The following is a 22,418-nucleotide window of genomic DNA, read 5'->3' on the forward strand; positions in this document are numbered from 1 at the left end:
ATATCCCTTATTTTACTTGCCACATAATTTCTTCGTTGGCGCGAATAGGTACAACAACACTTTCTCCAAAATTAATTGATTCAGGAGCAAGCCAAGACGTTTTAACTAAGGTAATCGTCTCTTCATTAACGGGTAACTGATAAAAATTTGGGCCATTTAAACTGGCAAACGCTTCTAGCTTATCGAGGGCGTTAGCTTGTTCAAAAACTTCAGCATATAATTCAATTGCCGCATGAGCAGTATAAGAGCCCGCACAACCACAAGCTGATTCTTTAGCATGAATTGCATGTGGTGCAGAGTCAGTACCTAAGAAAAATTTAGCACTACCACTTGTTGCCGCTTCAATTAACGATTGTTGATGAATATTACGTTTTAAAATAGGTAAACAATAATAATGAGGACGAATATTTCCCACTAACATATGATTTCTATTAAACAATAAATGATGGGCGGTTATTGTTGCTGCAACATTACTACCCGCTTGCTTAACAAAATCAACCGCATTTTTTGTGGTGATGTGCTCTAAAATTATTTTTAGTTTGGTATATTTAGCCACTAATGGCGTTAAGATAGTTTCGATAAATAATTGTTCGCGATCAAAAATATCAATATCGTTATCGGTAACTTCACCATGAATAAGTAGTGGCATGCCTACTTCTTCCATTTTATCTAATACAGCGTAAATATTTGCAATATTAGTTACCCCCGACGTTGAGTTTGTTGTGGCTCCAGCAGGATAGAGTTTTGCAGCAAACACTAAGCCTGATTCTTTTGCTTCAACAATATCTTGTTCGCTCGTTTGGTCTGTTAAATATAAAACCATGAGTGGCTGAAAATTTGTTTCTGTGGTTTTCGCTGTCATAATCCGTTGGTGATATTCTGTCGCCAATTTAGCATTGGTAACAGGCGGCACTAAATTAGGCATGACAATGGCACGACCAAAATAACGTGAAATATCGTTAACTGTTGTTGCTAAAGCCGCACCATCTCTAAGGTGTACATGCCAATCATCGGGTCGTTTTATCGTTAAAGTTGTCATTTTTTATCTTCCTAGACATAGCAAATCACTTTTTTCTATGTCACTGTTAATTAAGTATTATATTGAGCTTTGTATTAATTTTTGTGGTATCGCGTTACCACAACGTGTCATTAAAATGATCATTTACACGCTTATTCGCTTTGTTCTGAATCCGTATTTGAGTCAATAGTATCTGCTTCAGTATTTAACGCAGTCGCTGGATTATGTTCTTGGCTTATCTGCGATGTTTGAGGAGCTTGTTGTTCTTTTGCTTCACTTTGAATCAATGCTAATAATTGGTCTTTTAAGTTAGGTGGGACTTTATAAATTGTAATACTTTCGTTTGAAGCATTATAAACCACATCCTGACCGAAATGACTTCGTTCAAAACTTAAACTAATACCTCCACCGTATCCTGAATACTTAGTAATTTTATTAACTACCGTTTGATCATGAGGAAAAGTTTCCTCGATTTGATAAGCTTGTTCTTGGCAAAATTTATAAAAGTCTTGTCCACTATCTTCTTTAGAGATAACTTTTCCTAACTCTTGTAGTGATACATCTTGAGACGTAGACTTTTGCTCTTTACAGTAACTGAGCAACTCTTTACGAGTTTCTTGCTTTTCATTACTGTCTAGTTGCGTAACGCTAACAAAATCTTCAACGGCTTGCACTAAAGTTTGGGTTTGAGCTTTAGCATTTAAACCTTCTTCACAACCTAAAAAATCTAAAAAGAAATCAGAAACCTGACGACCAGCTCTACCTTTTATAAAAGAAATATAACGATTACTTTCAGGGTTTTGTTGGTAATCAAATAAATCGATTCTTGCAGCAAGTTGTAAACGGTTAGTGTCAAGGTGTTGGTCAGCAGAAATATTCAATTCACCGTCTACAGAGTAATGCTCTGAGATTGGAATAATTGCAATAAGCAGATACCTGCCTCCCAAGTATTCATAGTGACAAACCACTAAATAGCCCATTTCACCTAAGTCGTATTTACTCACTTCATTTTTCAATAAATTAGCTGCTTGACAACTAAAGTCATAAAACGGCTGCGAATCGCCTAAATAACTTTCCATTATATCAACAAAACGTGCCGAATCACCTTCACTTGGCATGTCTGAAAATTGGCCGTATGCTTTACTACCCTTTGCATTATATATGGTATGCAATGAATCAATAAAATTTTGTATTTTTGGGCCAACCGTGAGTGATTCAGGTCCTAGTTTAATAATAGCTTCGTTTGTTTCTTCTTGTTTAGAAAGAAAATGCAGGGCAATATTTGAAATGATTAAGCTCATAGAATTTTTATGTGGCCTTATTTTGCTTAGTAATAGAAAAGCGTCTTTTTAAGCGCGATAAATTTGTCGCTTATTGTAGCGAATACTTCCCTGTTCAGTCCAGTGAAAGCACTGCAATGAAAATGTATATTTGCAGATGAAGCGCTAATGTCCTTGTGTTATTATACTGCGTTATTAACTTATTGATTATATAAGAACTCCTTATGCCTATAGTTTCAAAATATTCTAACGAACGTGTAGAAAAAATCATTCAAGAACTGTTTGATGTTTTAGTTAAAGAACAAGCCACACCCGATTTAGCCTTAATGTGTTTAGGAAATACCATTACGGAAGTTATAAACAGTAAAATACCAGAAAATAAGCGCCAAGAAATTGTAGATAACTTTTCTGCCGCTTTAAAACAATCTATTGAAAAATAGAGGTTTTGCTTTTACACAAAGCGATAATAGCTATTATCGCTTTAATATTAATTATAATTTTAAGAATATTTATTAATGGTCGCTTTCGATTCTAAAAAATACAGTAAAAAACTTCTGCCTTTAATTAGCTGGAGTCATTGGTTTACCTTCTTTAATATTGTTGCGGCAATAACCTTATCTTCTTTATATTTTTTTAATGAATCAAGTCCCGATTCATTAATCGGTTATTTCTATTTATTAACGACTTGGACAAGCCATATGGCTTTTCTTACTTTTATTAGTTTTGTATTAATAGTATTCCCGATCACCTTATTATTTCCAAATACTCGATTTATTCGTACCACCGCCTCTGTCATATTTACCTTAGGTTTACTGCTTTTAGTGCTCGATGCCTTTATTTATAGCCGTTTAGGTTATCATTTAAATGCTTCATCTAGCTCTCAAATTATTGATTTAATTACCAGTGAGATTAAAGGAGATACTCAACTTTTTGGTATAGTGTCTTTAATTTTATTTATGGTTATTTTAACTTTTGAATTAGCCATTAGTAATTATGCTTGGAAACATTTAAAGCAATTACAAAAAACTGTATTTGCTCGAAACGTAAGTATGGGCCTTGTGGTTGCGTTCTTTTTCAGTCATATAACCCATATATGGGCAGACGCGAAATTAGACTATGACATTCTTCGTCAAGATACGGTATTACCTTTGTCGTACCCTCTTACCGCAAAAACGTTATTAACTAAATACCAAATGTTTGACATTAAAGATTATAACGAGCGGATAACTAGCCCGTTATCATTTACCGGTGACGTACCTCTATATCCAACAATTGAAAAGAATCAGTGCCAAAGCAAAGCAAACAATCAGCAGTCTGTGTTTATTGTACTTACCAATGACTTATTAACTAAAAAGCACCAAGAACAATTTGCTAACCGGGCACATGGGGCCACTTTAAAGCTTAATCATCATATTGATAGTGCTTTAAATAAAGACTCTTGGTTTAACTTGTTTTTTAGCTTGCCTTCTATTTATCAAAAAGAAATAAAGCAGCAAAAAGTTAAGCCGTTACTTTTTCAGCAACTAGATAAGCAAGCATTAGCAACAAGCTTAACAATTATTGGTGAGCAAGTTGGTGAGCATTCGTCTGAACTTTGGTTTGACTATTTATTTACTCAAAAAACAGAACTCACCGATATATCGAGCTTAGTTTTTGCTGATAAGCTTAATAATATTAAACAAGGGGTTCATTTAATTTACTTTCCTCAAAACAATCAATACCAGTTTGAATTGTTTATGGATGCCCTACTTTTAGCCCAAAAGCAAAAATCGAGTCAGGATATCGTTTGGGTGAGCTCAATTGGAAATGACAGTTTTGATAAAAGTTTAACAATTAAACCCGCCTTGCTGATTATGCCAGACGCTAAAAGTAATAAAATTGATAGTTTAACCAGTCATATGGATTTACAGCCTACATTAATGAAAAACTGGTTAGGTTGTTCTTTAAATAACTCAGCATATGCCTATGCAAATGGTACTGACTTATTAATGCTTAATAAGGATAGAGTTATCGCGAACAGCATGAAAGATGGCATTATGGTTTTTAATAAAGATAAATCGGTATTTGTAGATCAAAATGGTAATTTTCAAAGTTACTCTCGACAATTAGCCGCACCTATTATTGAAAGTTCTGATTTCCCATTAATGATCGATGGCGTTAATTTTATTAAGCGTTATAGCAACATAGACGAGAAGTAGTGTAATTTATTTATAAATGCTTATTTAAACAACAAAAAGAATTAGATCCTGTCTTTTTCGTTGCATTGACCAAATAAATCATTATTATACACATCGCAAGCAATTGAATTCCCCAGCTTGCAATTCGGGGTATAGCGCAGCTTGGTAGCGCGTGCGTCTGGGGGACGTGAGGTCGCAAGTTCGAATCTTGCTACTCCGACCATATTAAGTCTATTTAAAAAGCCACTTGAAAAAATCATTCAAGTGGCTTTTTTGTATTGACCATTTCAATTTGTACAACATTAAGTTATTTAAACCAAACTTTGCCGCCAATCATTTTAAAAGCAGGTGCACCTCTTATTATTGCTTCTCTAGCAAAGACTTTTTCGCAATTAGGGCATGTACAATCAATAACAGTAAAGTCTTGGTTAATACGCTCTTTAAAGCATTTTACTAAAGCCCCCTTGCCCCCTTTACGATACTTATACAGTTGACTATTACAATTAGAACAAAAGATGTTAACGGTTCTACTAGGGCCTTTTTTATTCGGTTTCGCCATACTTTATAATTAACTTAAAGTACTTCGACTGATAGCGCTTTTAAATTGGCAGCGATATCTTCTGCGGCAGTTTTAGGCGTAATATCTTCATCTATTTTTAATATTTTACCTTCTTTGGAAATATAAAAAGTCACTCTACTTGCTACGTTGAATAAATTCAGTACGTCGTAAGAAATTGCTGTTTCTTTAGTAGGATCACTCAACATGGGAAAGTCTGCACCGGTTTCTTTGGCAAATTTTCTGTTATCGTCGAGGGGATCAACACTTACCATAAAATAGCTAACGTTGTATTCTCTAATTAAGTGGCCTTTCTCGACAAGTGATTTACATTCAAAGGTACAACCTCGTGTATTCGCCATAGGATACCAGGCTACAACAACAGCCTGTTTATCGAGATAGTCGCTTAACTGATAGAATTTGCCATTTGTCGCTTGTAAATTAAAGTTTGGTGCTGTGTCACCAACTTTTAAATCTGTTGCTGTCACAGTAAGGCTAAAAAATAATGCGGCTAATGGTATAAATTTAGTTAATGAAAATGTCATAAAAGTTACTCTAAAAGAATTTAACTTACAGTGTAATACTAATTTAGAGCTAAACAAAAAATAATTATTTTAATCAATTTGATTACTATTTGGTTAAAAATGGCATTTTGTGAGAATGACAAAAACTAAAATAAAGTATAGAAGACAATAAACATAACAAATTCAGAAAGATACAACTTTGGATTCAATTTTGCTTTAATGATTAGTATGAAGTTTAAAACGTGAAAGTAATAGTCACATTACAAATCTAATATTAACCATTAAAGGAAGTAGCATTATGACAAGCGACAACATTGAAACAAACAACAAAGAAACTGAAAAATCTTGGCAAAAAACAAATATCTGGAAACGAGGTATTGCTATGTTATTTTTTGGTTTTATTGCAGGTTTTGGTCGGTTCATTATAACGATGATCAGTTTATTTCAATTTATTTCACTATTGTTTACAGAAAAACCCAATGAGCCATTAATAAAATTTGGACAAACACTAAATACTTATTTATACGACATCAATCAATTTTTAACGGTGAACACAGAAGCTTATCCATTTCCATTTTCTGACTGGCCAACGAGCACACCTAATAATGAAAAGCACAGTGATGAGAAAGTCGATGAAATTGAAACTACCAATGTAGGCCCTCAAGAAAATGCTGAACCATCGTAAATAGTTTACTTAATTATTTACCTAGTTGTTTGGCTAGTATTTATCAATTTAGAACGATCAAACCATATGTTTTGATCGTTTTTTTTATTTTTTTAAACAATTTTAGTTCAATATTTATAATTAAAAACATAGCGAATATTCGTTCACTCCCCCTTGTTTTCCTTAGTTTATTAAAACTTTTCATTTAGATCATTTCATAACCTCATAAACGATCCTTATTATGATCAAAAAAATCAACTGCGCATAAATAAAGGTTAAAGGCATAAGTAAACATTCACACACATGATAAATAAGAGTTACCAGAGTTATTAATACATATAAGCTCAGGGTTATCGGGGTTATAATGATATTGTCATTTAGAGTTGTCGGGGTTATACTTTCATTTATCTATTTTTAGTTAAAATGAAAGTAAAATGAACTACCCAATTGTTTTAATACGCTCAGATGAACAAAATGATTTTCAAGTAAAGGTTCCGGATTTACCGGGATGTGAAACACGTGCAACGACTATCGATTTGGCCATTGAAAAAATTGAAAAATCGATCACAGAACACTTAACCATTCTTACCGAATATAGTGAAAGCATTCCCCATGCAACGTCGATTACTCATCATGAAAAAACATGGAGTAACGGTATTTGGGCTATTGTGAATATAGATATCACCCCCTACTTAGGGAAAAGTCAGAAAATAAATGTGACTTTACCTGAACTGTTAATTAAACAGATTGACGATCGGGTGAATAAATCAGAAAGCTACAAAACACGATCTGGTTTTATTGCTCAAGCATGTTTAGTTGAACTAGCGAAATAAAAACAAACAGTGTTGTGTTATCAATCAAGGTTTTTAGAAAGTCTAAAGAATAGTAAATAGTGAACTTGTACGAAAAGATTTTAAGAATTAAAAAACACCAGTAAGTTTAAGAAACTTATCTGGTGTTTATATTGGCGTAATTATTACTGTTTATATATTTAACGAGTTAACACTGATAAATTAAATGTCGACGCGGCATCGTTAATATTATTGGTAAATGGTAAAGTGGCAAGATGAGGAATGGGCAACAAGTGTGTTAACTCATCAATGTTTTCTTCTAAAAATGGCATATCAGTTTGACAGTTTGCCACCCATGCAACACAGTTTAACCCATCATTTACAATGCTTTCATACGTAAGTATCGCATGATTTAAACAGCCTAATTTCATGTTAACGACTAAAATAACATCCAGATTTACTTGTTTAACAAAATCAGAAAGGTATCGTTTATTGCCTAAAGGCAGTCGCCAACCACCAGCTCCTTCTACAAGATTGTAATCTGCATTTAACGATTGTACCTTTTTAAAGCCTGTAACAATTTGATTTATTGATATCTCAGTGGATAATTGTTGGCCTGCAATATGTGGCGCTATCGGTTTTTCAAAAGCAATCGGATTAATATCTTGAATACTTTGCTGACAATTTGCCTGCAGAGCAAGTAATTTAGCGTCTTCATTTACTAATTGATTATTAATTAAAGTACAACCAGCAGAAATTGGTTTATAAACAGCGACACGATTTTCTTTACTAGAATTGTTTTGTTGATTTTTTAATGCGTGAACTAATGCACAAGCAACATAGGTTTTGCCAGCATCCGTATCTGTTGCTGTAATAAAATAATTAATCACTCAGTTTTACCACCTGTCCTGAATATACACGATAAGTTGCCGGATAAATTTCATTAGGCTCGATAAAGTCTTGGTAAGCTTCTGTCATTTTGAACCATTTTTCTTTGCCAGCAAGCCCTTTGTTTTTCTGAGTAGGTACATGATTAGCCCCTAACCCTTTTAATTCTTTAGCTAAATGCAGAACGTTTTCGTATTCAAGTACAACATCTTGGCAGTTGTGCTCCAGCATTACTGACGTGGATGTATTAAATAATGAATTAAGTTTACTTTCATTCATAAAATCGATGACATGAGTATCGTCATCGACTTGTGCCCAAGATGATTTTAGTTCATGCAGTGTACCATCGACTAACGTAGTAAAAATAAATAGGCCGCCAGGTTTTAATACTCTTAAAATTTCTTGAATAACCACTTCTAAAGGTTCGCACCACTGAATCACTAAATTTGAATAAACTAAGTCAATACTGTCATTTTGTAGAGGAATTTTGTGTGCATCACCCTCTAACCAAAAAATGTCGTCAGATCTTTTTTCTTTTGCATAGTTAAGCATCTCTTTTGAGATATCGAAACCAATAACTTTGTGAAAAGAGCCCGCTAAAATGTGAGTAAAAAAGCCAGTACCACAACCTAAATCTAATACAGTTAGATCATTGCGATTTGGCAGCCAAGGCATTAAATTCTTTCCACTAAAGCGCTGTAATCTTGCTGATATATCATATGAATTACTCGCAGAACCGAACGATTTTGCGATATTCACACGTGTTTTTCTTTTAATTGCTGTTTGGGCCATTAAGCTAATATCTCATTAATGCTATTTGCTAAGTACTTAATATTATTACGGTTATGATTTGCACATATTGTAACGCGTAACCTTGAACTACCTATAGGAACCGTTGGTGGCCTAATTGCTGTTACCCACAGGCCTTTTTCTTTTAACTGTTGGCTAACGATTAACGCTTTTTGTTCATCACCAATAATTAGCCCATGAATAGATGACTGAGTGGGAACCACAGTAATTTTTTTAGATAATAATTCTGTAAAATATTGACTCAATTCTGTAATTTTTTCTCTTCGCCAATTTTCTTGTTGAACCAGTGCGATACTCTGCTTTGTGGCCCATGCAAGTGCAGGAGAAATTGCCGTTGAGTAAATATAATGTTTAGAAAAATTAATAAAATACTCAAAAACATCTTCTTCACAAGTAACAAATGCTCCACTACTTGCAATGGCTTTGCCAAAAGTTGCCATAACAATATCTATATTGGCTAATTGGCTACTGCCTTGACCGTTATTACCTATAACGCCAATACTGTGTGCGTCATCGATATATAATTTTGCTTTGCTTTTATCTGCAATCAAACGTAATTGTTCAACGGGTGCTTGATCACCATCCATACTGAAAACACCTTCTGAGACGATAAGGTGGTTTTTTTCAGATGAACTCGAGCTCAATGTTCGATTAGAGCGTTCAATTAAGCTCGCTAATTGCTCGGTATCATTATGCGCAAAACGTTTGGCTTTAGCTTGACTGGCAAAAGCTCCTTCAATTAACGAAGCATGACTAAGTTTATCTAACCAGATATTAGCAGAAGATTGCCCTAGTGCTTGTAAAACACCTAAATTAGCAGAAAATCCGCTGCTAAATAACAAACAACGCGGTTTGTTTAGCCACTGACAAATTTCATTCTCTAGTGATTGGTGCGCATAATTATGACCTGTAACTAGACTAGATGCGCTTGCACTAAGACCAAATTTGTCAATGCCCTCTTGCATCGCTTTATTGATTAAAGGATGGTGATTTAAACCAAGGTAATCGTTTGATGAAAAATTAATATAAGATTTTCCATCAAGGGTTATTTGATTATTTTGTTCACCAACACCTAAACCAGTATGACAAACACGCTGTCGAAAACGTGCTTGTTCATGCTGTTTGTTAACTTGTTGTTGGATAAAGTCGAATGACATTACAAATGCTATTTATCAGCTAAGCAGAGGCGTTATAAAATAAGTCTTTATTATCGTCATTGACTAAAGCAGTTCGTAGATCATTTGCTTGTTGTTGTTCATTAGCTGAATCGTACACTTCAGTATTAATACCTAATTTTTTAAATAAAGCGATGTCTTTATTCGTTTCAGGATTTTCTGTTGTTAATAACTTGCAACCATAAAATACTGAGTTTGCTCCCGCTAAAAAGCACATAGCTTGCATTTGCTCGTTCATAGCAGAGCGCCCTGCTGATAGACGCACATGACTTTTAGGCATCATTATACGAGCAACAGCAATACAGCGAATAAAGTCAAAGCTTTCCAGATCATCAACATCTGAAAGTGGTGTGCCTTCAACTTTTACCAACATGTTAATAGGTACACTTTCAGGTTGAGGTGATAAATTAGCAAGTTGAGCTAGTAAAGAAGCTCTATCTTTTGATTCTTCGCCCAAACCAACAATACCACCACTACACACTTTCATTCCTGCACTTCTTACGTTATCAATAGTATCTAATCGATCTTGATAAGTACGTGTTGTAATAATTTGATTGTAATGCTCTGGAGAGGTATCTAAATTATGATTGTAGTAATCTAAACCTGCATCTTGAAGTTCGTCAGCTTGATCAGCAGATAACATACCTAATGTCATACATGTTTCTAAGCCTAATGCTTTTACACCTTTAACCATTTCAACAACATAAGGCATATCACGCGCTTTGGGGTTTCTCCATGCTGCCCCCATACAAAAACGTGTAGAACCTTGTTCTTTTGCCGCTTTTGCTGTTGCTAATACATTTTCAACTTCTAATAATTTTTCTGTTTCTAAATCAGTTTTATTACGAGCGCTTTGAGAACAATACTTACAATCTTCAGGACAAGCTCCTGTTTTTATAGATAATAACGTACTTACTTGTACTTCATTAGCGTTGAAATTTTGGCGATGCACCGTTTGCGCTTGAAACATTAAATCATTAAACGGCAAATCGAAAAGTGCCTGTACTTCACTAACATTCCAGTTATGACGAATTTCAGAATTAGTCTGTGATGATTGACTAACAACAGCAGGTGACGGGTTTACTGACATAAAAATCTCAATTGCATCTAAATAATTAAACGGGTAGTCTAGCCACCTATCGCTTGATGTCAACATTTAAAATACCAACTGGTTTACATATGATTAATAATTCAACAATAAATCAAGAAGAACTACTGAGTTTTGATCGCCAAAATATTTGGCATCCTTATACTTCTATGTCGTCTCCTTTACCTTCTTATTTAGTTAAATCTGCGAAAGGTGTTAACGTCACCCTTGCCAGTGGTGAAAACCTTATCGATGGAATGTCTTCTTGGTGGTCTGTAATCCATGGCTACAATCATCCTAAATTAAACAATGCGCTTGTTGAGCAAAGTAAAGATTTTTCTCATGTTATGTTTGGTGGTTTAACCCATGAACCTGCAATTAATTTAGCTAAAAAGCTAATCGATATAACTCCTGTCACTTTAGAGCGAGTATTTATATCGGACAGTGGCTCAGTTGCTGTAGAAGTTGCCATTAAAATGGCCATTCAATTTTGGGCAAGTAAAGGGCAAAAAAGTAAACATAAATTACTAACGGTTAGAAATGGTTACCATGGTGATACCTTTGCGGCCATGTCGGTATGTGATCCTGTTAATGGTATGCACCAAATATTTGAAGAAGTCCTGTTCAAAAATCACTTTGCCCCAGCACCTAAAGTAAAATTTCAAGAAGATTGGTATGAAGGCGATCGCGGAAAAATTGACATTGCCGAGTTAGAAGCTATGTTTTTGCAACATCATCAATCAATAGCTGCGTTTATAATAGAGCCTATTGTACAAGGTACTGGCGGAATTCGTATTTATCATCCTGAATATTTAAAAGCATGTCACCAACTGTGTAAAAAATATGATGTGTTATTTATCGCTGACGAAATAGCAACTGGTTTTGGTCGTACAGGAAAACTGTTTGCTTGTGAATGGGCAGAGATTTCGCCAGATATTATGTGTGTAGGTAAAGCATTAACAGGTGGATATTTATCACTAGCAGCGACTTTATGTTCTGTTGAAGTCGCTCATACCATTAGTGAAGGCGAAGCTGGTTGCTTTATGCATGGACCTACCTTTATGGGTAATCCACTTGCTTGCGCGGTTGCAAATGCCAGCTTAGATTTATTGGCACAAAATGAGTGGCAAGAAAATGTCAGTAGAATTGAGCAGTGTTTACAAGAGAACTTAACGCCTTTACTTAATCACTCAAGAGTTAGCGATGTAAGAATTTTAGGAGCTATTGGCGCTATTGAAGCTATTCAAAATGTAAATTTGGCCAAAATTCAACAACGCTTTGTTGAATTAGGAGTCTGGATCCGTCCGTTTGGTAAGCTTATCTACATAATGCCGCCTTTTATCACTAGTAATGACCAACTAAAAAAATTAGTTTACGCCATTCAAACAGTGCTTGATGAAGACGAGTGCTTTAGCAGCTGTTGATCTTTAACGGTTGAATTTTTCGTTCGCTAAATACCGAGATCTCATTAAAGTAAAGTACAAACAAAATTATTGCCTTGTTTGTACTTGCTTATGTAACCTCAACAACGCTTAAATTTATTTAGAATAAATATTTTATGCTGCTTTAATAGGTATTAATGTTATCTCAACACGACGATTGAGTTCACGCCCTTGAATAGTCTGATTGCTTGCAATCGGTTGCCTCTCGCCAAAACCTATTGTCTCAATGCGATCATTAAGAATTTTTTGTCCACGTAAGTAATTAGCTACAGATGCTGCACGTTCTTCTGATAATCTTTGATTATACTGAGTAGAGCCTCTAGAGTCAGTATGACCTGAAACAACAATAAGTGTTTTGTTATATTCTTCGAGTACTAAGGCTACTGAGTTTAATACATTGTTAAAGTTACTGTTGATGATAGAGCTATTTGTAGCAAAAGTAATATTGCCAGGCATGATAAGATTAATTTTATCACCGTCGCGTTGTATACTCACTCCACTATCGCGTAACTGTTTACGTAATTTTGCTTCTTGGGTATCCATATAGTAACCAATTCCACCGCCGATAGCCGCCCCACCAGTGGCAGCCGCTAATATACGTTTATTACGTGTATTACTATCCTTATCTTTATTATCTAAATAAGCAATCACCGCAGCTATACTTGCTCCTGTTGTTGCACCAATCGCCGTTTTACTCGTTTTACTTTCGCCTGTGTAGGGATCAAACGTTGTGCAAGCTTGAGACAACAATACTGCTGTTATCGTTATGATTTTTTTCATGGAGTATCCTATATTAGCCTTATTGCTATGTTTATATAGTGGAGGCTGTTATTAAGTTTTCGTGTGGGAAATGACGTTAATTCTTTTTTAATGTCAATTTAATAAGGTAAAAAGTCTTTAACACAATGAATTTATAGGTAGCGTAAAATTAAACACTTATACCTATTTAGCAATTTTATACTGTAAATTTTTTACATTCAAGTTCAATAAAGCAAAGAAAAATAAAGCATTTATTATAAATTTAACTTTTTACTTCAATTAAAATGTAACTGATCCAAGCGATAGAAATGAGCATCAACAAAACTAAGTTAAAATGTTTACTATCAGAACGTCTTCTACTGCGATATCTGTCAATAATCATACATAAATAGCTACTTAGTGCGCTCACCCATAACACAACATATAAATAACCAGTTAAAGGTGTTAACCAAAACTTTCTTACTTCTATGCCGTGATAACGATACATACCGTATTCCGCTTCCGGTGCTGCATAGTAAGCAAAAGCAAAAGCCAATATAAATAATAACCAGCCAGTAACTGCTAGTATGCGCATTAAATACACCCAAATATCTTTAGAATGCCTACGCTCTTGGGGGAGATTGTCCATATTTATAACCTTTAATATAAGATAAATGGATTATTATTACGTTTTTTACCACTAAGCCCTGAAAAGTTATTGTTTGGTAGGAAACTTTGTTGAATTGGCTTTATAGTCACTGTAACATGGCAACCCATTTCCATATAATAGCAAATTGCATTATTTTTGATTAATCAAAGAGGTCATCAATGTCAGTGTTAGCAATTACTGATGTATTAGCAGGACAATACCCTGTAAACGAGCCAATCACCGTTCATGGTTGGATCCGCACTCGCCGTGATTCTAAAGCGGGTATTTCATTTTTAGCAATTCATGACGGTTCATGTTTTGATGCTATTCAAGCCATTGTTAACAGTGATCTCGATAATTATCAAAATGAAGTGTTAAAACTTACCACTGGTAGTGCGGTTAAAGTTACAGGTGTTTTGGTTGAATCTCCAGGACAAGGTCAATCGTTTGAAATTCAAGCAACAGAAGTAGAAGTACTTGGTTTAGTTGAAGATCCTGATACCTACCCTATGGCAGCAAAGCGTCATAGTATTGAATATTTGCGTGAACATGCGCATTTACGCCCTCGTACTAATATTGGTGGTGCTGTTACTCGTGTAAGAAATTCACTCGCACAAGCTGTTCATCGCTTTTTACACAGTAAAGGTTACTTTTGGATCAGCACTCCACTCATTACAGGTAGTGATTGTGAAGGTGCTGGCGAAATGTTCCGTGTTAGTACATTAGATATGGAAAACATTCCAAGAGACGATAAAGGCAGTGTTGATTACAGTAAAGATTTTTTTGGCAAAGAGACATTTTTAACCGTTTCAGGACAATTAAACGTTGAAACTTACTGTAGCGCTTTATCTAAAGTTTATACATTTGGCCCTACTTTCCGCGCTGAAAATTCTAACACTAGCCGCCATTTAGCCGAGTTTTGGATGATAGAGCCTGAGATTGCTTTTGCTGATCTTAGCGATGCCGCGGATCTTGCTGAAGAAATGTTAAAATACGTTTTCGCCGCTGTTTTAGAAGAGCGTGCTGATGATATGGCATTTTTCCAACAGCGTGTCGATAAAACGGTTATTGACCGTTTAAATTCTGTAATTAACAATGACTTCATCCGTCTTGATTATACTGATGCAATTACGATTTTAGAAAATTGTGATAAAACCTTTGAAAACCCAGTTTCATGGGGGGTAGATTTAAACTCTGAACACGAACGCTACCTTGCCGAAGAGCATTTTAATGGTCCAGTTGTTTTACAAAACTATCCTAAAGACATTAAGTCTTTCTACATGCGTTTAAATGACGACGGTAAAACTGTTGCCGCTATGGATATTTTAGCCCCAGGTATCGGTGAAATTATTGGTGGAAGTCAACGTGAAGAACGATTAGATGTACTAGATTCTCGTTTAGAAGAAATGAATTTAGATGTATCGGATTACGGTTGGTATCGTGATTTACGTCGTTATGGCACAGTGCCACATTCAGGTTTTGGTTTAGGCTTTGAACGTTTAGTTGCTTACGCAACGGGTATGCAAAATGTTCGTGACGTTATTCCATTCCCAAGAACACCAAATAACGCAGCATTCTAAATAATGCGTCAGTTACCAGTAAGGCCTCTTACTGGTAACTTTTTACATCACTTCTAAAAGTTATCCACAGACAACTATAGACACAGCTATAAATAACGCACTTTACTTTGATAAGCCTTTTCGGACTTAACATTTAAACTCTTACTTTGTGTACCAACATATAAAAAACCGACAATATCTTCTGATGTATCTATCGACATCGCTTGTTTAACTTGCTCGTTGGTTGCTAAGTTACCTGTACGCCACATTGCTCCATAACCCAATGAAAATGCTGCCATTTGCATTGCATGAACACAACAACCCGCAGTAATTAATTGTTCTTTTTGAGGGACTTTTTCGTGTGTTTGATAATCAGTGGTTACTATAATTATCATAGGAGCACGAAATGGCATTTTTGTTGTTTTAGCTAATTTTATAGGATCAGCACGTTCATTTTTGTCTAGGGTGTCGACAAATATATTACTTAATCGCTGTAACCCTTCATCAACAGCAATCAAAAATTGCCACGGCATTAAACCCGCATGATCAGGTACCCTCATGCCCGCGCGTAAAATAATATCTAAATCCACCTCGTTAGGCGGTGGCAAAGTTAAATTAGCATTAGACTGGCGAGTTAATAACAACTCTGTACTGGTAATAGTAGTTTTATCTGATAATTTCATATTAATGACAGTGATCCCATTTCATTTGATGCTAATGTTATTTTAAAACGATTAACGTTAATAACACTAAAGAAATACGTAAATATTTACAAATTTTCCTACTTTACCAATGAAAGTTTAGTAGCATAGCATCATCTAATTATAAAACATGTATTTGACTACTTTATGAACAGCACACCTAATTTATTCAGACGGATCACGAGTAAGCTATTTTCTGCTTTAAACACCACCAGAAAAATTATTATTAATTTGATATTTTTTACATTGCTTATTCTTTTTATTTTCGCCATCTCTAATGATGAAAATACAGTTACTGTACCGAAAAAGGCAGCACTAGTATTAAACTTTAAAGGAGACATCGTTGAACAAAAACAAGAAGTTGATCCTCTCGATGCCTTATTAACAGAAGCGTTAAGTAAAGAAGAAGAACAACCAGAAATATTACTTAGTGATATCTTAGATGTAATAACAAAAGCAAAATCTGATGATCGGATTTCATTATTAGTATTGCAGTTACAAGGCTTAAACAACTCGGGTATCACCAAGTTAAGCTACATTGCCAATGCGATAACTGATTTTAAAACCTCGGGTAAGCAAGTTATTGCACTGGGTGAGCAATATAGTCAAGATCAATATTATCTAGCAAGTTATGCTGACACGGTTTGGTTAGATCCTAAAGGCTGGTTAATGCTTGATGGATACGGTCTTTATCAGCTGTACTTTAAATCTGCTTTAGATAAATTAGAAGTTAGCCAACATATCTTTAGAGTTGGCACTTATAAGTCAGCGGTTGAACCTTACATGCGTGATGATATGTCAACAGCAGCTAAAGAAGCTAATAATGTTTGGTTAAATGACTTATGGAGCAAATATAAATCTGATGTTGCTGAACAACGCGGATTTGGTATTGAAAACTTCGATGAAAATGCATCAACTCTCATTAAAAAGTTTAAAGCAGCAGACAGTAGTTTTGCTCAATATGCTTTTGATAATCAATGGGTTGATCAGTTAAAAACACATGGCGAAATGCAAGCGGCTTTAATTGAATTGGTGGGTAAAGATAAAACGGATAAAACCTATAGTCATATTAGCTTTAACAATTATTTATCGGCGACAAAAACGCCCTTCCCAATTGTAGATCCAAGTACAGATAAAGTCGCTATTGTTGTCGCTAAAGGGACCATTTTAAACGGCACGCAAAAAGCTGGCACCATTGGTGGTGCAAGTACAGCTAAACTTTTACGTAAAGCAAGAGAAAACAATCAAGTTAAAGCGGTTGTGTTTCGTGTCGACAGTCCGGGTGGCAGTGCCTATGCTTCTGAAGTTATCCGCCGCGAAATTGATTTATTAAAAGAATCAGGTAAACCTGTTGTTGCTTCAATGGGAACTTATGCTGCATCAGGCGGCTATTGGATTTCTGCTCCTGCAGATAAAATTATCGCCTCACCGACAACCATTACCGGGTCAATTGGTATTTTCGGCTTAATGATGACATTTGAAAATTCATTAAAAAAATTAGGCGTTCATACCGATGGTGTTTCAACAACTGATATTGGTGGCTTTGGCTCTACTAGACCATTATCAAAAGGCATGTCGAGTTTATACCAGTTAAATGTGGAACGCGGTTATCAAGACTTTATTTCGTTAGTTGCAAAAAACAGAGAGATGAGTTTAGAAGAAGTTGACGCAATTGCACAAGGCCGAGTATGGTCTGGTATAAAAGCCAAAGAACTAGGCTTGGTTGATGAACTGGGTGACATTAACGACGCAATTGTTATGGCTTCCCAATTAGCAAATTTAAATAACTACGATACCTTATTGATTGAAAAAGAAATCTCGGCCAAAGATAAATTACTCCAATCAATGTTTGGTAAAACTTCACAATTATTTGGTAAACCTACCCTTGATGAAAAGGATTACTCAAAAGATTACATTTCTCAATTTATTCACTCCATGAATAAAGAGCTTACCTTGCTGAAAAGTTTTGATGATCCTCAAGGTATCTATGTATTTTGTATGGCTTGTGAACTGAATTAAATCATCAGTAATAAAATAAGTTAACTTACAATTAATGAACTAGGTGTTATGAAAAAAAGAATTTATGTGGCCTACACAGGCGGTACAATCGGGATGAAAGCAAGTACACAAGGTTATATCCCTGTTAAAGGGCATTTAACCAGTGCGATAAATAATATCCCTGATTTTCATCGCAGTGAAATGCCAGAATTCACTATTAATGAATATTCACCCTTAATTGACTCAGCAAATATGGCGCCAAGTGATTGGCAACGTATTGCTGATGATATTATGAAAAACTATGACAAATATGATGGTTTTGTTGTTCTACATGGCACCGACACCATGGCATATACAAGCTCTGCGTTGTCGTTTATGTTTGAGAACTTATCAAAGCCTATTATTGTAACTGGCTCGCAAATACCGTTGAGTCAGTTACGATCGGACGGACAAGTTAATTTACTTAATTCACTTTATATTGCGGCTAACTACCCTATTTGTGAAGTCGGTCTATTCTTTAACAACAGGCTTTATCGTGGTAATCGCAGCAGTAAAGTTTACGCTGATGGCTTTGATGCGTTTGACTCTCCAAACATGCAACCCTTACTTGAAGCGGGAATTAATATCCGTTTAGTTGCAGGTTGCATAGAAGTTAAACCTGACAATGAAATTAGCTTATCAAAAATTACACCTCAACCGATTGGTGTGGTCCATTTGTATCCAGGTATTAGCAGTGAGTTAATTAATAATGTGATCAGACAACCGGTAAAAGCTTTAATTATTAGAAGTTATGGCGTGGGTAACGCTCCTCAAGATCCTCAATTATTATCATGTTTACAAAAAGCGCATCAACAAGGTATTGTGGTAATTAATAGCAGCCAGTGTTTAAAAGGTACGGTTAACATGGGCGGATATGCAACTGGATCCGCGTTAAGTGATTGCGGTGTTATTGGCGCAAAAGATATGACTTTAGAAGCGACGTTAACCAAATTACATTATTTACTTAGTCAATCGTTAACAAGTGAAACGATAAGAGAGTTAATGCAGAAAAACTTACGAGGTGAATTAAGTCTTTAATTGTTACTCTGTTGATAACTATCCAGAGCTCGACTTACCAAAGACTTCACTAGCCGCTAGAAGAGTAAAAATAAAAGGAGCTAAACCCTATGAGTATAGCTCCTTTTTTATTGTCTTTAGGAAAGTATCAGCTACTAACTTTATGTTTATGAACAAAAAATAGGTTTTATCCTTGAAATTAATGGCATATCTTCTGCTGATAATTGACCTTGTTGCAGCCATTCGCTAAAACAATGTTCAAGATTAATATCTTGCCCAGAAGTCATCTTTTCTTGCATTAATTGAATTTGTATTGCCATACGTTGCTGTGCGAATTCTTCTGGCGATTCAATCCCTGCAATAATTTCTAATTCAACGGTTTTATCTAGACGAGCAAGAGATGTATCGCTCCCTTTGTTTGCAAAGTTTTCTGTTAAGCGTTTTTGCCAAACAGGCGATAAACTTGAAAAGTCTTTAGAATCTTCTAAAGAGTCTGCTGTTATTTTACTGGCTGCGATATCAGCTAAAACAGTAAATAAACTTGCCCAGCCTTTTTGCTCGTTTAAAGCAGTTATATGAGCAATGTGATTATCAACATCACTCATAACACGTTCAATATTATTAACGACTGATTTAATAACAGGTTTTTCGTCAATAACACTTTGATGTAAACTTGCAAGCTGCTGTTTAACACTCTGCAACTGACCTTTATCTGGATCTGCAGCAATAATGTCAGATAATTGAGATTTTATGGTTTGAAGTTGCTGTTCAAAAGCGACTTTCTGTGCCGATTGTTGCTCTTTTTCTTCCGTTTTAAGTGCATCACGCTTTTTAAATAATTGATCATTTACTGCGCGAAAGTTTTGCCACAACTTATTATCTTGTCTGGGGCCGGCAAAGCCAATTTCACGCCATTTTTCTTGTAACTTTTTCGTGTTATCGATGGCTTTATAGATATCTTCGTTTTGCAGCTCAAGGGTAACTTTATCAATAAGTCCTTGTTTGCGAGTCGCATTATCATCATGAAAACCTCTTACTGCCGCTTTTAATGGTTGTACAATTGCGGTGTATTGATTTTGTAGTGCTTTATATTTTTCACGATCGACCTCTCCTGCTTCAGACCACGCTTGTTGAAGCTTATTAAGTTGCCCGTCTAACGCTTTAAAATCAAAGTTAATGTCGTTATCTGCCGGCGGTATTATTGTTTTAGCCTGTGCAATAATATCTTGGCGAATAATAAAGTGTTGCTCACGAAGCTTTTCTTGTTCACCAAAAAATAAACGACAAGGGGCAAACGCTTTCTCACAAGCTAAATTAAAAGCTTCGTTCAATTGCGCGTCAACTTCATCATCGGCATGGCCTAATAAATTCCACGATTTTCTAAATTGTTTGACTTTATTAGCTTGTTCATTCGGATTGTCGAGTGGGCAAGCAACTATTTGATTGATCTCATCAAGTAACTGCTGTTTTCTTGGCGTTGCAATGTAATGTTCCCAATCGCTTAATTCAGCAATTTTTTTACTCACATTTTCATAATCACGTTCAAGTCGTTGTTGCTGGCTAGAAGATAATTGTTGATAATTTTTAGACACCCCTTTGAACAAGCCAAAAGAGGCATTATATTTACCAGAGGCAAGCAAACGTTTTAAGTCATTCATTTTTTTCTGTGTTTGTGTGAATAAACTTTTTTGCTCGGCGGCAAAGGGTTTTAAGCCTTGTTGCCAAGCACTTTGAATTTCTTGATGTGCCTCTTTAATTGAAGACGGTAAAATGCCTTGAGTTTGTTTTTGAATTTCCCGCCATTGATTATTCCACTCGTTAAAAATGGGATACTTTTCATTGTATTGTTCTAATGTATTTGGAATAGCGAGTTGAGATATTTTTGATATTAACGCTGTCGCTTGTGATACCGATTGAGCAATTTCGGGTAATTGTGTTAAGCGAGTCGCTAATTGTTTAATTGATTTTGCATATGCTGACTTCTCGTCTGCATTTAATACTGAAGCTTTGATGTTCTCAGCTAAAGTAATTAATTGTTGATTAAATTCATTTTCATTGACTTCGTTCGTTTCAAAAATACTGGTCGTCAAAGTTTGACCAAGTTCAGCTAATTGTTTATCAAAGCTTGTGGTTGCTTGTTGTTTCTCAGCATCAAGTTGTTGTTTGATCAATTTTTGCTGATAAGCTTCTGCTTTAACGACAAACGTTTTGGTTAGCTGCTCATTGATGCGTTGATATTTTTCATTGAAATTAGCAGCTTCTTCTGAAGTTAAACAAGCAAACTCGAGATAAGCCTCTTGCCACTCTTGTTCAAGTGCTGAATGCTTATCAATATAAATACCGTATTCAGGCTGCTCTTTTAATGCGAGTAACTTAGATAGTATTAATTGAACCTTTTTACCAAGCTTTTCAGGTTGGTCTTTTTTCTCTTTAATTAAAGTTAACTTATTCGTAATTTTGTTTAATACATTATCGTTAACCGCTTTTTTTACAAACTTTTCTAACGAAGCTTGATCGTCAGTTTGGTCAATTAAAAAGCATTGGACCCGCTCATCCTGTTTTTGATTGAAAAAGTTAGCGATTAGATGTGGCTTATCAATTTTTTCAATTAAAGAGATGATTACATCACTGTCAGTTTCATTGTGTAACCATGGCTCAAGTAATGATTTATATTTATTATCGGTTAAAAATAATTGTTTTTGTTGATGGGTTAACACAACTTCGTGCTCGCCATTTAGCATTTTTACAATTTGTTGGCGAGCGTACTCTTTAATTTTTGCATTTGAGTTTTCACTACTCGTTGAAAGCCATAACTCAAAAGTGTTTACTTTTAATAAAACGGCGCGGCGGACTAATTCGCTGTCATCACTTACCAATAGTTGCTTTAAAATAGTAAGATCTTGCAGATTATTAGGATCTAGTTCATCCGTAATTGCTGTTATTCTTACATTACTTTCTTTGTGTTGCCATTTTGCTTTAAAGAATTTTGAAAAAATCATAAATTAGAAAACCTAGCGATGGTACTTGTATCTGTTGATTGTTCAGAAGTTTGTTTTGCAGCTTCTTTGAATTGGCTTCTTAAAACCGATTTTGTTTTTGTGACTATTTCACCGTCTGCACCGATAGATAAAATATCATCTGAATTTAAATGCTTTGCTTGATAAGCCATGATTATTTGTAAAGCAGACTCTTTTTGCTCTTTAGCAACAAGCGTACCTTCTGGCCATTTACCAGTTTCAGCTGCACACTTGAGCCGTAAATACATTTCTTCTGTCATTGTTTCGACTAAGGATAATAATTCCATA

21 protein-coding genes and 1 tRNA gene are annotated in these 22,418 nt (G+C 35.2%); 9 read left to right on the plus strand and 13 right to left on the minus strand.

From position 1 onward, the window contains the following. Positions 1-7 precede the first annotated feature (7 nt). Both pyrC and yejK read right to left on the minus strand, forming a co-directional pair. Entirely contained in the window at positions 8-1,039 is a 1,032-nt protein-coding gene (gene pyrC / locus AC27G3_RS05400) for a dihydroorotase (RefSeq protein ID WP_487119533.1), read from the minus strand. Between the two features lie 131 nt (positions 1,040-1,170). Further along, the gene (gene yejK, locus AC27G3_RS05405; RefSeq protein WP_487119534.1) at positions 1,171-2,319 is read right to left on the minus strand and encodes a nucleoid-associated protein YejK; all 1,149 of its coding nucleotides are present in this window, start codon (positions 2,317-2,319) and stop codon (positions 1,171-1,173) included. Positions 2,320-2,522: 203 nt separating this feature from the next. Between yejK and AC27G3_RS05410 the strand changes: the two genes are divergently transcribed. The 3 genes from AC27G3_RS05410 (at position 2,523) to AC27G3_RS05420 (ending at position 4,698) form a co-directional block, all read left to right on the plus strand. Beyond that, complete coding sequence (locus AC27G3_RS05410; protein ID WP_487119535.1) at positions 2,523-2,738, plus strand: YejL family protein; 216 nt, start codon at positions 2,523-2,525, stop codon at positions 2,736-2,738. A gap of 75 nt (positions 2,739-2,813) precedes the next feature. After that, entirely contained in the window at positions 2,814-4,496 is a 1,683-nt protein-coding gene (locus tag AC27G3_RS05415; protein WP_487119536.1) for a DUF3413 domain-containing protein, read from the plus strand. 125 nt (positions 4,497-4,621) lie between these two features. Beyond that, positions 4,622-4,698: transfer RNA gene (locus AC27G3_RS05420), tRNA-Pro, on the plus strand. Between the two features lie 84 nt (positions 4,699-4,782). Here the strand turns inward: AC27G3_RS05420 and AC27G3_RS05425 are convergent. Both AC27G3_RS05425 and AC27G3_RS05430 read right to left on the minus strand, forming a co-directional pair. Further along, positions 4,783-5,034, minus strand: coding sequence for a hypothetical protein (locus AC27G3_RS05425; RefSeq protein ID WP_487119538.1), 252 nt, complete (start codon positions 5,032-5,034; stop codon positions 4,783-4,785). A gap of 14 nt (positions 5,035-5,048) precedes the next feature. Then, complete coding sequence (locus AC27G3_RS05430; protein ID WP_487119540.1) at positions 5,049-5,576, minus strand: peroxiredoxin family protein; 528 nt, start codon at positions 5,574-5,576, stop codon at positions 5,049-5,051. Between the two features lie 277 nt (positions 5,577-5,853). Between AC27G3_RS05430 and AC27G3_RS05435 the strand changes: the two genes are divergently transcribed. Together AC27G3_RS05435 and AC27G3_RS05440 are read left to right on the plus strand one after the other, a co-directional pair. Beyond that, a complete protein-coding gene (locus AC27G3_RS05435; protein ID WP_487119542.1) occupies positions 5,854-6,240 on the plus strand; it encodes a DUF4389 domain-containing protein in 387 nt (128 codons plus the stop codon). A 413-nt stretch (positions 6,241-6,653) separates the two neighbouring features. Beyond that, positions 6,654-7,052 carry a type II toxin-antitoxin system HicB family antitoxin gene (locus AC27G3_RS05440; protein WP_487119543.1) on the plus strand — a complete coding sequence of 133 codons (399 nt, stop codon included), beginning with the start codon at positions 6,654-6,656 and terminating at the stop codon, positions 7,050-7,052. Between the two features lie 158 nt (positions 7,053-7,210). Here AC27G3_RS05440 and bioD read toward each other — a convergent pair whose 3' ends face one another. Genes bioD through bioB form a run of 4 tightly spaced genes read right to left on the minus strand, consistent with a single transcriptional unit; the run spans position 7,211 to position 10,973 of the window. Beyond that, the gene (gene bioD / locus AC27G3_RS05445; RefSeq protein WP_487119544.1) at positions 7,211-7,900 is read right to left on the minus strand and encodes a dethiobiotin synthase; all 690 of its coding nucleotides are present in this window, start codon (positions 7,898-7,900) and stop codon (positions 7,211-7,213) included. Continuing rightward, positions 7,893-8,690, minus strand: coding sequence for a malonyl-ACP O-methyltransferase BioC (gene bioC / locus AC27G3_RS05450; protein WP_487119546.1), 798 nt, complete (start codon positions 8,688-8,690; stop codon positions 7,893-7,895). Before bioC ends, bioD begins: the two co-directional genes overlap by 8 nt. Next, complete coding sequence (locus AC27G3_RS05455; protein ID WP_487119548.1) at positions 8,690-9,865, minus strand: aminotransferase class I/II-fold pyridoxal phosphate-dependent enzyme; 1,176 nt, start codon at positions 9,863-9,865, stop codon at positions 8,690-8,692. The genes bioC and AC27G3_RS05455 overlap by 1 nt, the downstream gene beginning before the upstream one ends. Before the next feature lie 19 nt (positions 9,866-9,884). Further along, the gene (gene bioB / locus AC27G3_RS05460; protein ID WP_487119964.1) at positions 9,885-10,973 is read right to left on the minus strand and encodes a biotin synthase BioB; all 1,089 of its coding nucleotides are present in this window, start codon (positions 10,971-10,973) and stop codon (positions 9,885-9,887) included. 89 nt (positions 10,974-11,062) lie between these two features. On the opposite strand from bioB, the gene bioA reads away from it, so the two are divergent. Beyond that, positions 11,063-12,394 (plus strand): adenosylmethionine--8-amino-7-oxononanoate transaminase, encoded by a 1,332-nt coding sequence (gene bioA / locus AC27G3_RS05465; RefSeq protein ID WP_487119550.1) that lies wholly within the window; start codon positions 11,063-11,065, stop codon positions 12,392-12,394. A 132-nt stretch (positions 12,395-12,526) separates the two neighbouring features. Here the strand turns inward: bioA and AC27G3_RS05470 are convergent, their stop codons facing one another. After that, positions 12,527-13,192, minus strand: coding sequence for a YiaD family glycine zipper/OmpA-like lipoprotein (locus AC27G3_RS05470; RefSeq protein WP_487119552.1), 666 nt, complete (start codon positions 13,190-13,192; stop codon positions 12,527-12,529). A 241-nt stretch (positions 13,193-13,433) separates the two neighbouring features. Further along, positions 13,434-13,799: a hypothetical protein gene (locus AC27G3_RS05475; protein ID WP_487119553.1), complete on the minus strand. Its 366-nt coding sequence runs from the start codon at positions 13,797-13,799 to the stop codon at positions 13,434-13,436. Positions 13,800-13,978: 179 nt separating this feature from the next. On the opposite strand from AC27G3_RS05475, the gene asnS reads away from it, so the two are divergent. After that, positions 13,979-15,379, plus strand: coding sequence for an asparagine--tRNA ligase (asnS, locus tag AC27G3_RS05480; RefSeq protein ID WP_487119555.1), 1,401 nt, complete (start codon positions 13,979-13,981; stop codon positions 15,377-15,379). 86 nt (positions 15,380-15,465) lie between these two features. Here the strand turns inward: asnS and AC27G3_RS05485 are convergent, their stop codons facing one another. After that, on the minus strand, positions 15,466-16,041 hold the full coding sequence (locus AC27G3_RS05485; RefSeq protein WP_487119557.1) for a nitroreductase family protein: 576 nt from the start codon (positions 16,039-16,041) through the stop codon (positions 15,466-15,468). 165 nt (positions 16,042-16,206) lie between these two features. Here AC27G3_RS05485 and sppA point away from each other — a divergent pair, with 165 nt between their 5' ends. Together sppA and ansA are read left to right on the plus strand one after the other, a co-directional pair. After that, complete coding sequence (gene sppA, locus AC27G3_RS05490; protein ID WP_487119558.1) at positions 16,207-18,078, plus strand: signal peptide peptidase SppA; 1,872 nt, start codon at positions 16,207-16,209, stop codon at positions 18,076-18,078. 48 nt (positions 18,079-18,126) lie between these two features. After that, positions 18,127-19,134, plus strand: a complete 1,008-nt coding sequence (gene ansA / locus AC27G3_RS05495; protein ID WP_487119560.1) for an asparaginase — start codon at positions 18,127-18,129, stop codon at positions 19,132-19,134. A gap of 146 nt (positions 19,135-19,280) precedes the next feature. On the opposite strand, the gene AC27G3_RS05500 is transcribed toward ansA, so the two are convergent. Together AC27G3_RS05500 and AC27G3_RS05505 are read right to left on the minus strand one after the other, a co-directional pair. Then, the gene (locus tag AC27G3_RS05500) at positions 19,281-22,112 is read right to left on the minus strand and encodes a DUF349 domain-containing protein (RefSeq protein ID WP_487119562.1); all 2,832 of its coding nucleotides are present in this window, start codon (positions 22,110-22,112) and stop codon (positions 19,281-19,283) included. Continuing rightward, positions 22,109-22,417 carry a YeaC family protein gene (locus AC27G3_RS05505; protein ID WP_487119563.1) on the minus strand — a complete coding sequence of 103 codons (309 nt, stop codon included), beginning with the start codon at positions 22,415-22,417 and terminating at the stop codon, positions 22,109-22,111. The genes AC27G3_RS05500 and AC27G3_RS05505 overlap by 4 nt, the downstream gene beginning before the upstream one ends. Position 22,418: the final 1 nt, after the last annotated feature.

This window comes from Colwellia sp. SU-HH01217, assembly GCF_057543495.1.

What these genes read in the sequence shown, in the direction of transcription:
- pyrC (WP_487119533.1), bottom strand. Translation starts at nt 1,039, where the DNA reads ATGACAACTTTAACGATAAAACGACCCGATGATTGGCATGTACACCTT.
- yejK (WP_487119534.1), bottom strand. Translation starts at nt 2,319, where the DNA reads ATGAGCTTAATCATTTCAAATATTGCCCTGCATTTTCTTTCTAAACAA.
- AC27G3_RS05410 (WP_487119535.1), top strand. Translation starts at nt 2,523, where the DNA reads ATGCCTATAGTTTCAAAATATTCTAACGAACGTGTAGAAAAAATCATT.
- AC27G3_RS05415 (WP_487119536.1), top strand. Translation starts at nt 2,814, where the DNA reads ATGGTCGCTTTCGATTCTAAAAAATACAGTAAAAAACTTCTGCCTTTA.
- AC27G3_RS05425 (WP_487119538.1), bottom strand. Translation starts at nt 5,034, where the DNA reads ATGGCGAAACCGAATAAAAAAGGCCCTAGTAGAACCGTTAACATCTTT.
- AC27G3_RS05430 (WP_487119540.1), bottom strand. Translation starts at nt 5,576, where the DNA reads ATGACATTTTCATTAACTAAATTTATACCATTAGCCGCATTATTTTTT.
- AC27G3_RS05435 (WP_487119542.1), top strand. Translation starts at nt 5,854, where the DNA reads ATGACAAGCGACAACATTGAAACAAACAACAAAGAAACTGAAAAATCT.
- AC27G3_RS05440 (WP_487119543.1), top strand. Translation starts at nt 6,654, where the DNA reads ATGAACTACCCAATTGTTTTAATACGCTCAGATGAACAAAATGATTTT.
- bioC (WP_487119546.1), bottom strand. Translation starts at nt 8,690, where the DNA reads ATGGCCCAAACAGCAATTAAAAGAAAAACACGTGTGAATATCGCAAAA.
- AC27G3_RS05455 (WP_487119548.1), bottom strand. Translation starts at nt 9,865, where the DNA reads ATGTCATTCGACTTTATCCAACAACAAGTTAACAAACAGCATGAACAA.
- bioB (WP_487119964.1), bottom strand. Translation starts at nt 10,973, where the DNA reads ATGTCAGTAAACCCGTCACCTGCTGTTGTTAGTCAATCATCACAGACT.
- bioA (WP_487119550.1), top strand. Translation starts at nt 11,063, where the DNA reads ATGATTAATAATTCAACAATAAATCAAGAAGAACTACTGAGTTTTGAT.
- AC27G3_RS05470 (WP_487119552.1), bottom strand. Translation starts at nt 13,192, where the DNA reads ATGAAAAAAATCATAACGATAACAGCAGTATTGTTGTCTCAAGCTTGC.
- AC27G3_RS05475 (WP_487119553.1), bottom strand. Translation starts at nt 13,799, where the DNA reads ATGGACAATCTCCCCCAAGAGCGTAGGCATTCTAAAGATATTTGGGTG.
- asnS (WP_487119555.1), top strand. Translation starts at nt 13,979, where the DNA reads ATGTCAGTGTTAGCAATTACTGATGTATTAGCAGGACAATACCCTGTA.
- AC27G3_RS05485 (WP_487119557.1), bottom strand. Translation starts at nt 16,041, where the DNA reads ATGAAATTATCAGATAAAACTACTATTACCAGTACAGAGTTGTTATTA.
- sppA (WP_487119558.1), top strand. Translation starts at nt 16,207, where the DNA reads ATGAACAGCACACCTAATTTATTCAGACGGATCACGAGTAAGCTATTT.
- ansA (WP_487119560.1), top strand. Translation starts at nt 18,127, where the DNA reads ATGAAAAAAAGAATTTATGTGGCCTACACAGGCGGTACAATCGGGATG.
- AC27G3_RS05500 (WP_487119562.1), bottom strand. Translation starts at nt 22,112, where the DNA reads ATGATTTTTTCAAAATTCTTTAAAGCAAAATGGCAACACAAAGAAAGT.
- AC27G3_RS05505 (WP_487119563.1), bottom strand. Translation starts at nt 22,417, where the DNA reads ATGGAATTATTATCCTTAGTCGAAACAATGACAGAAGAAATGTATTTA.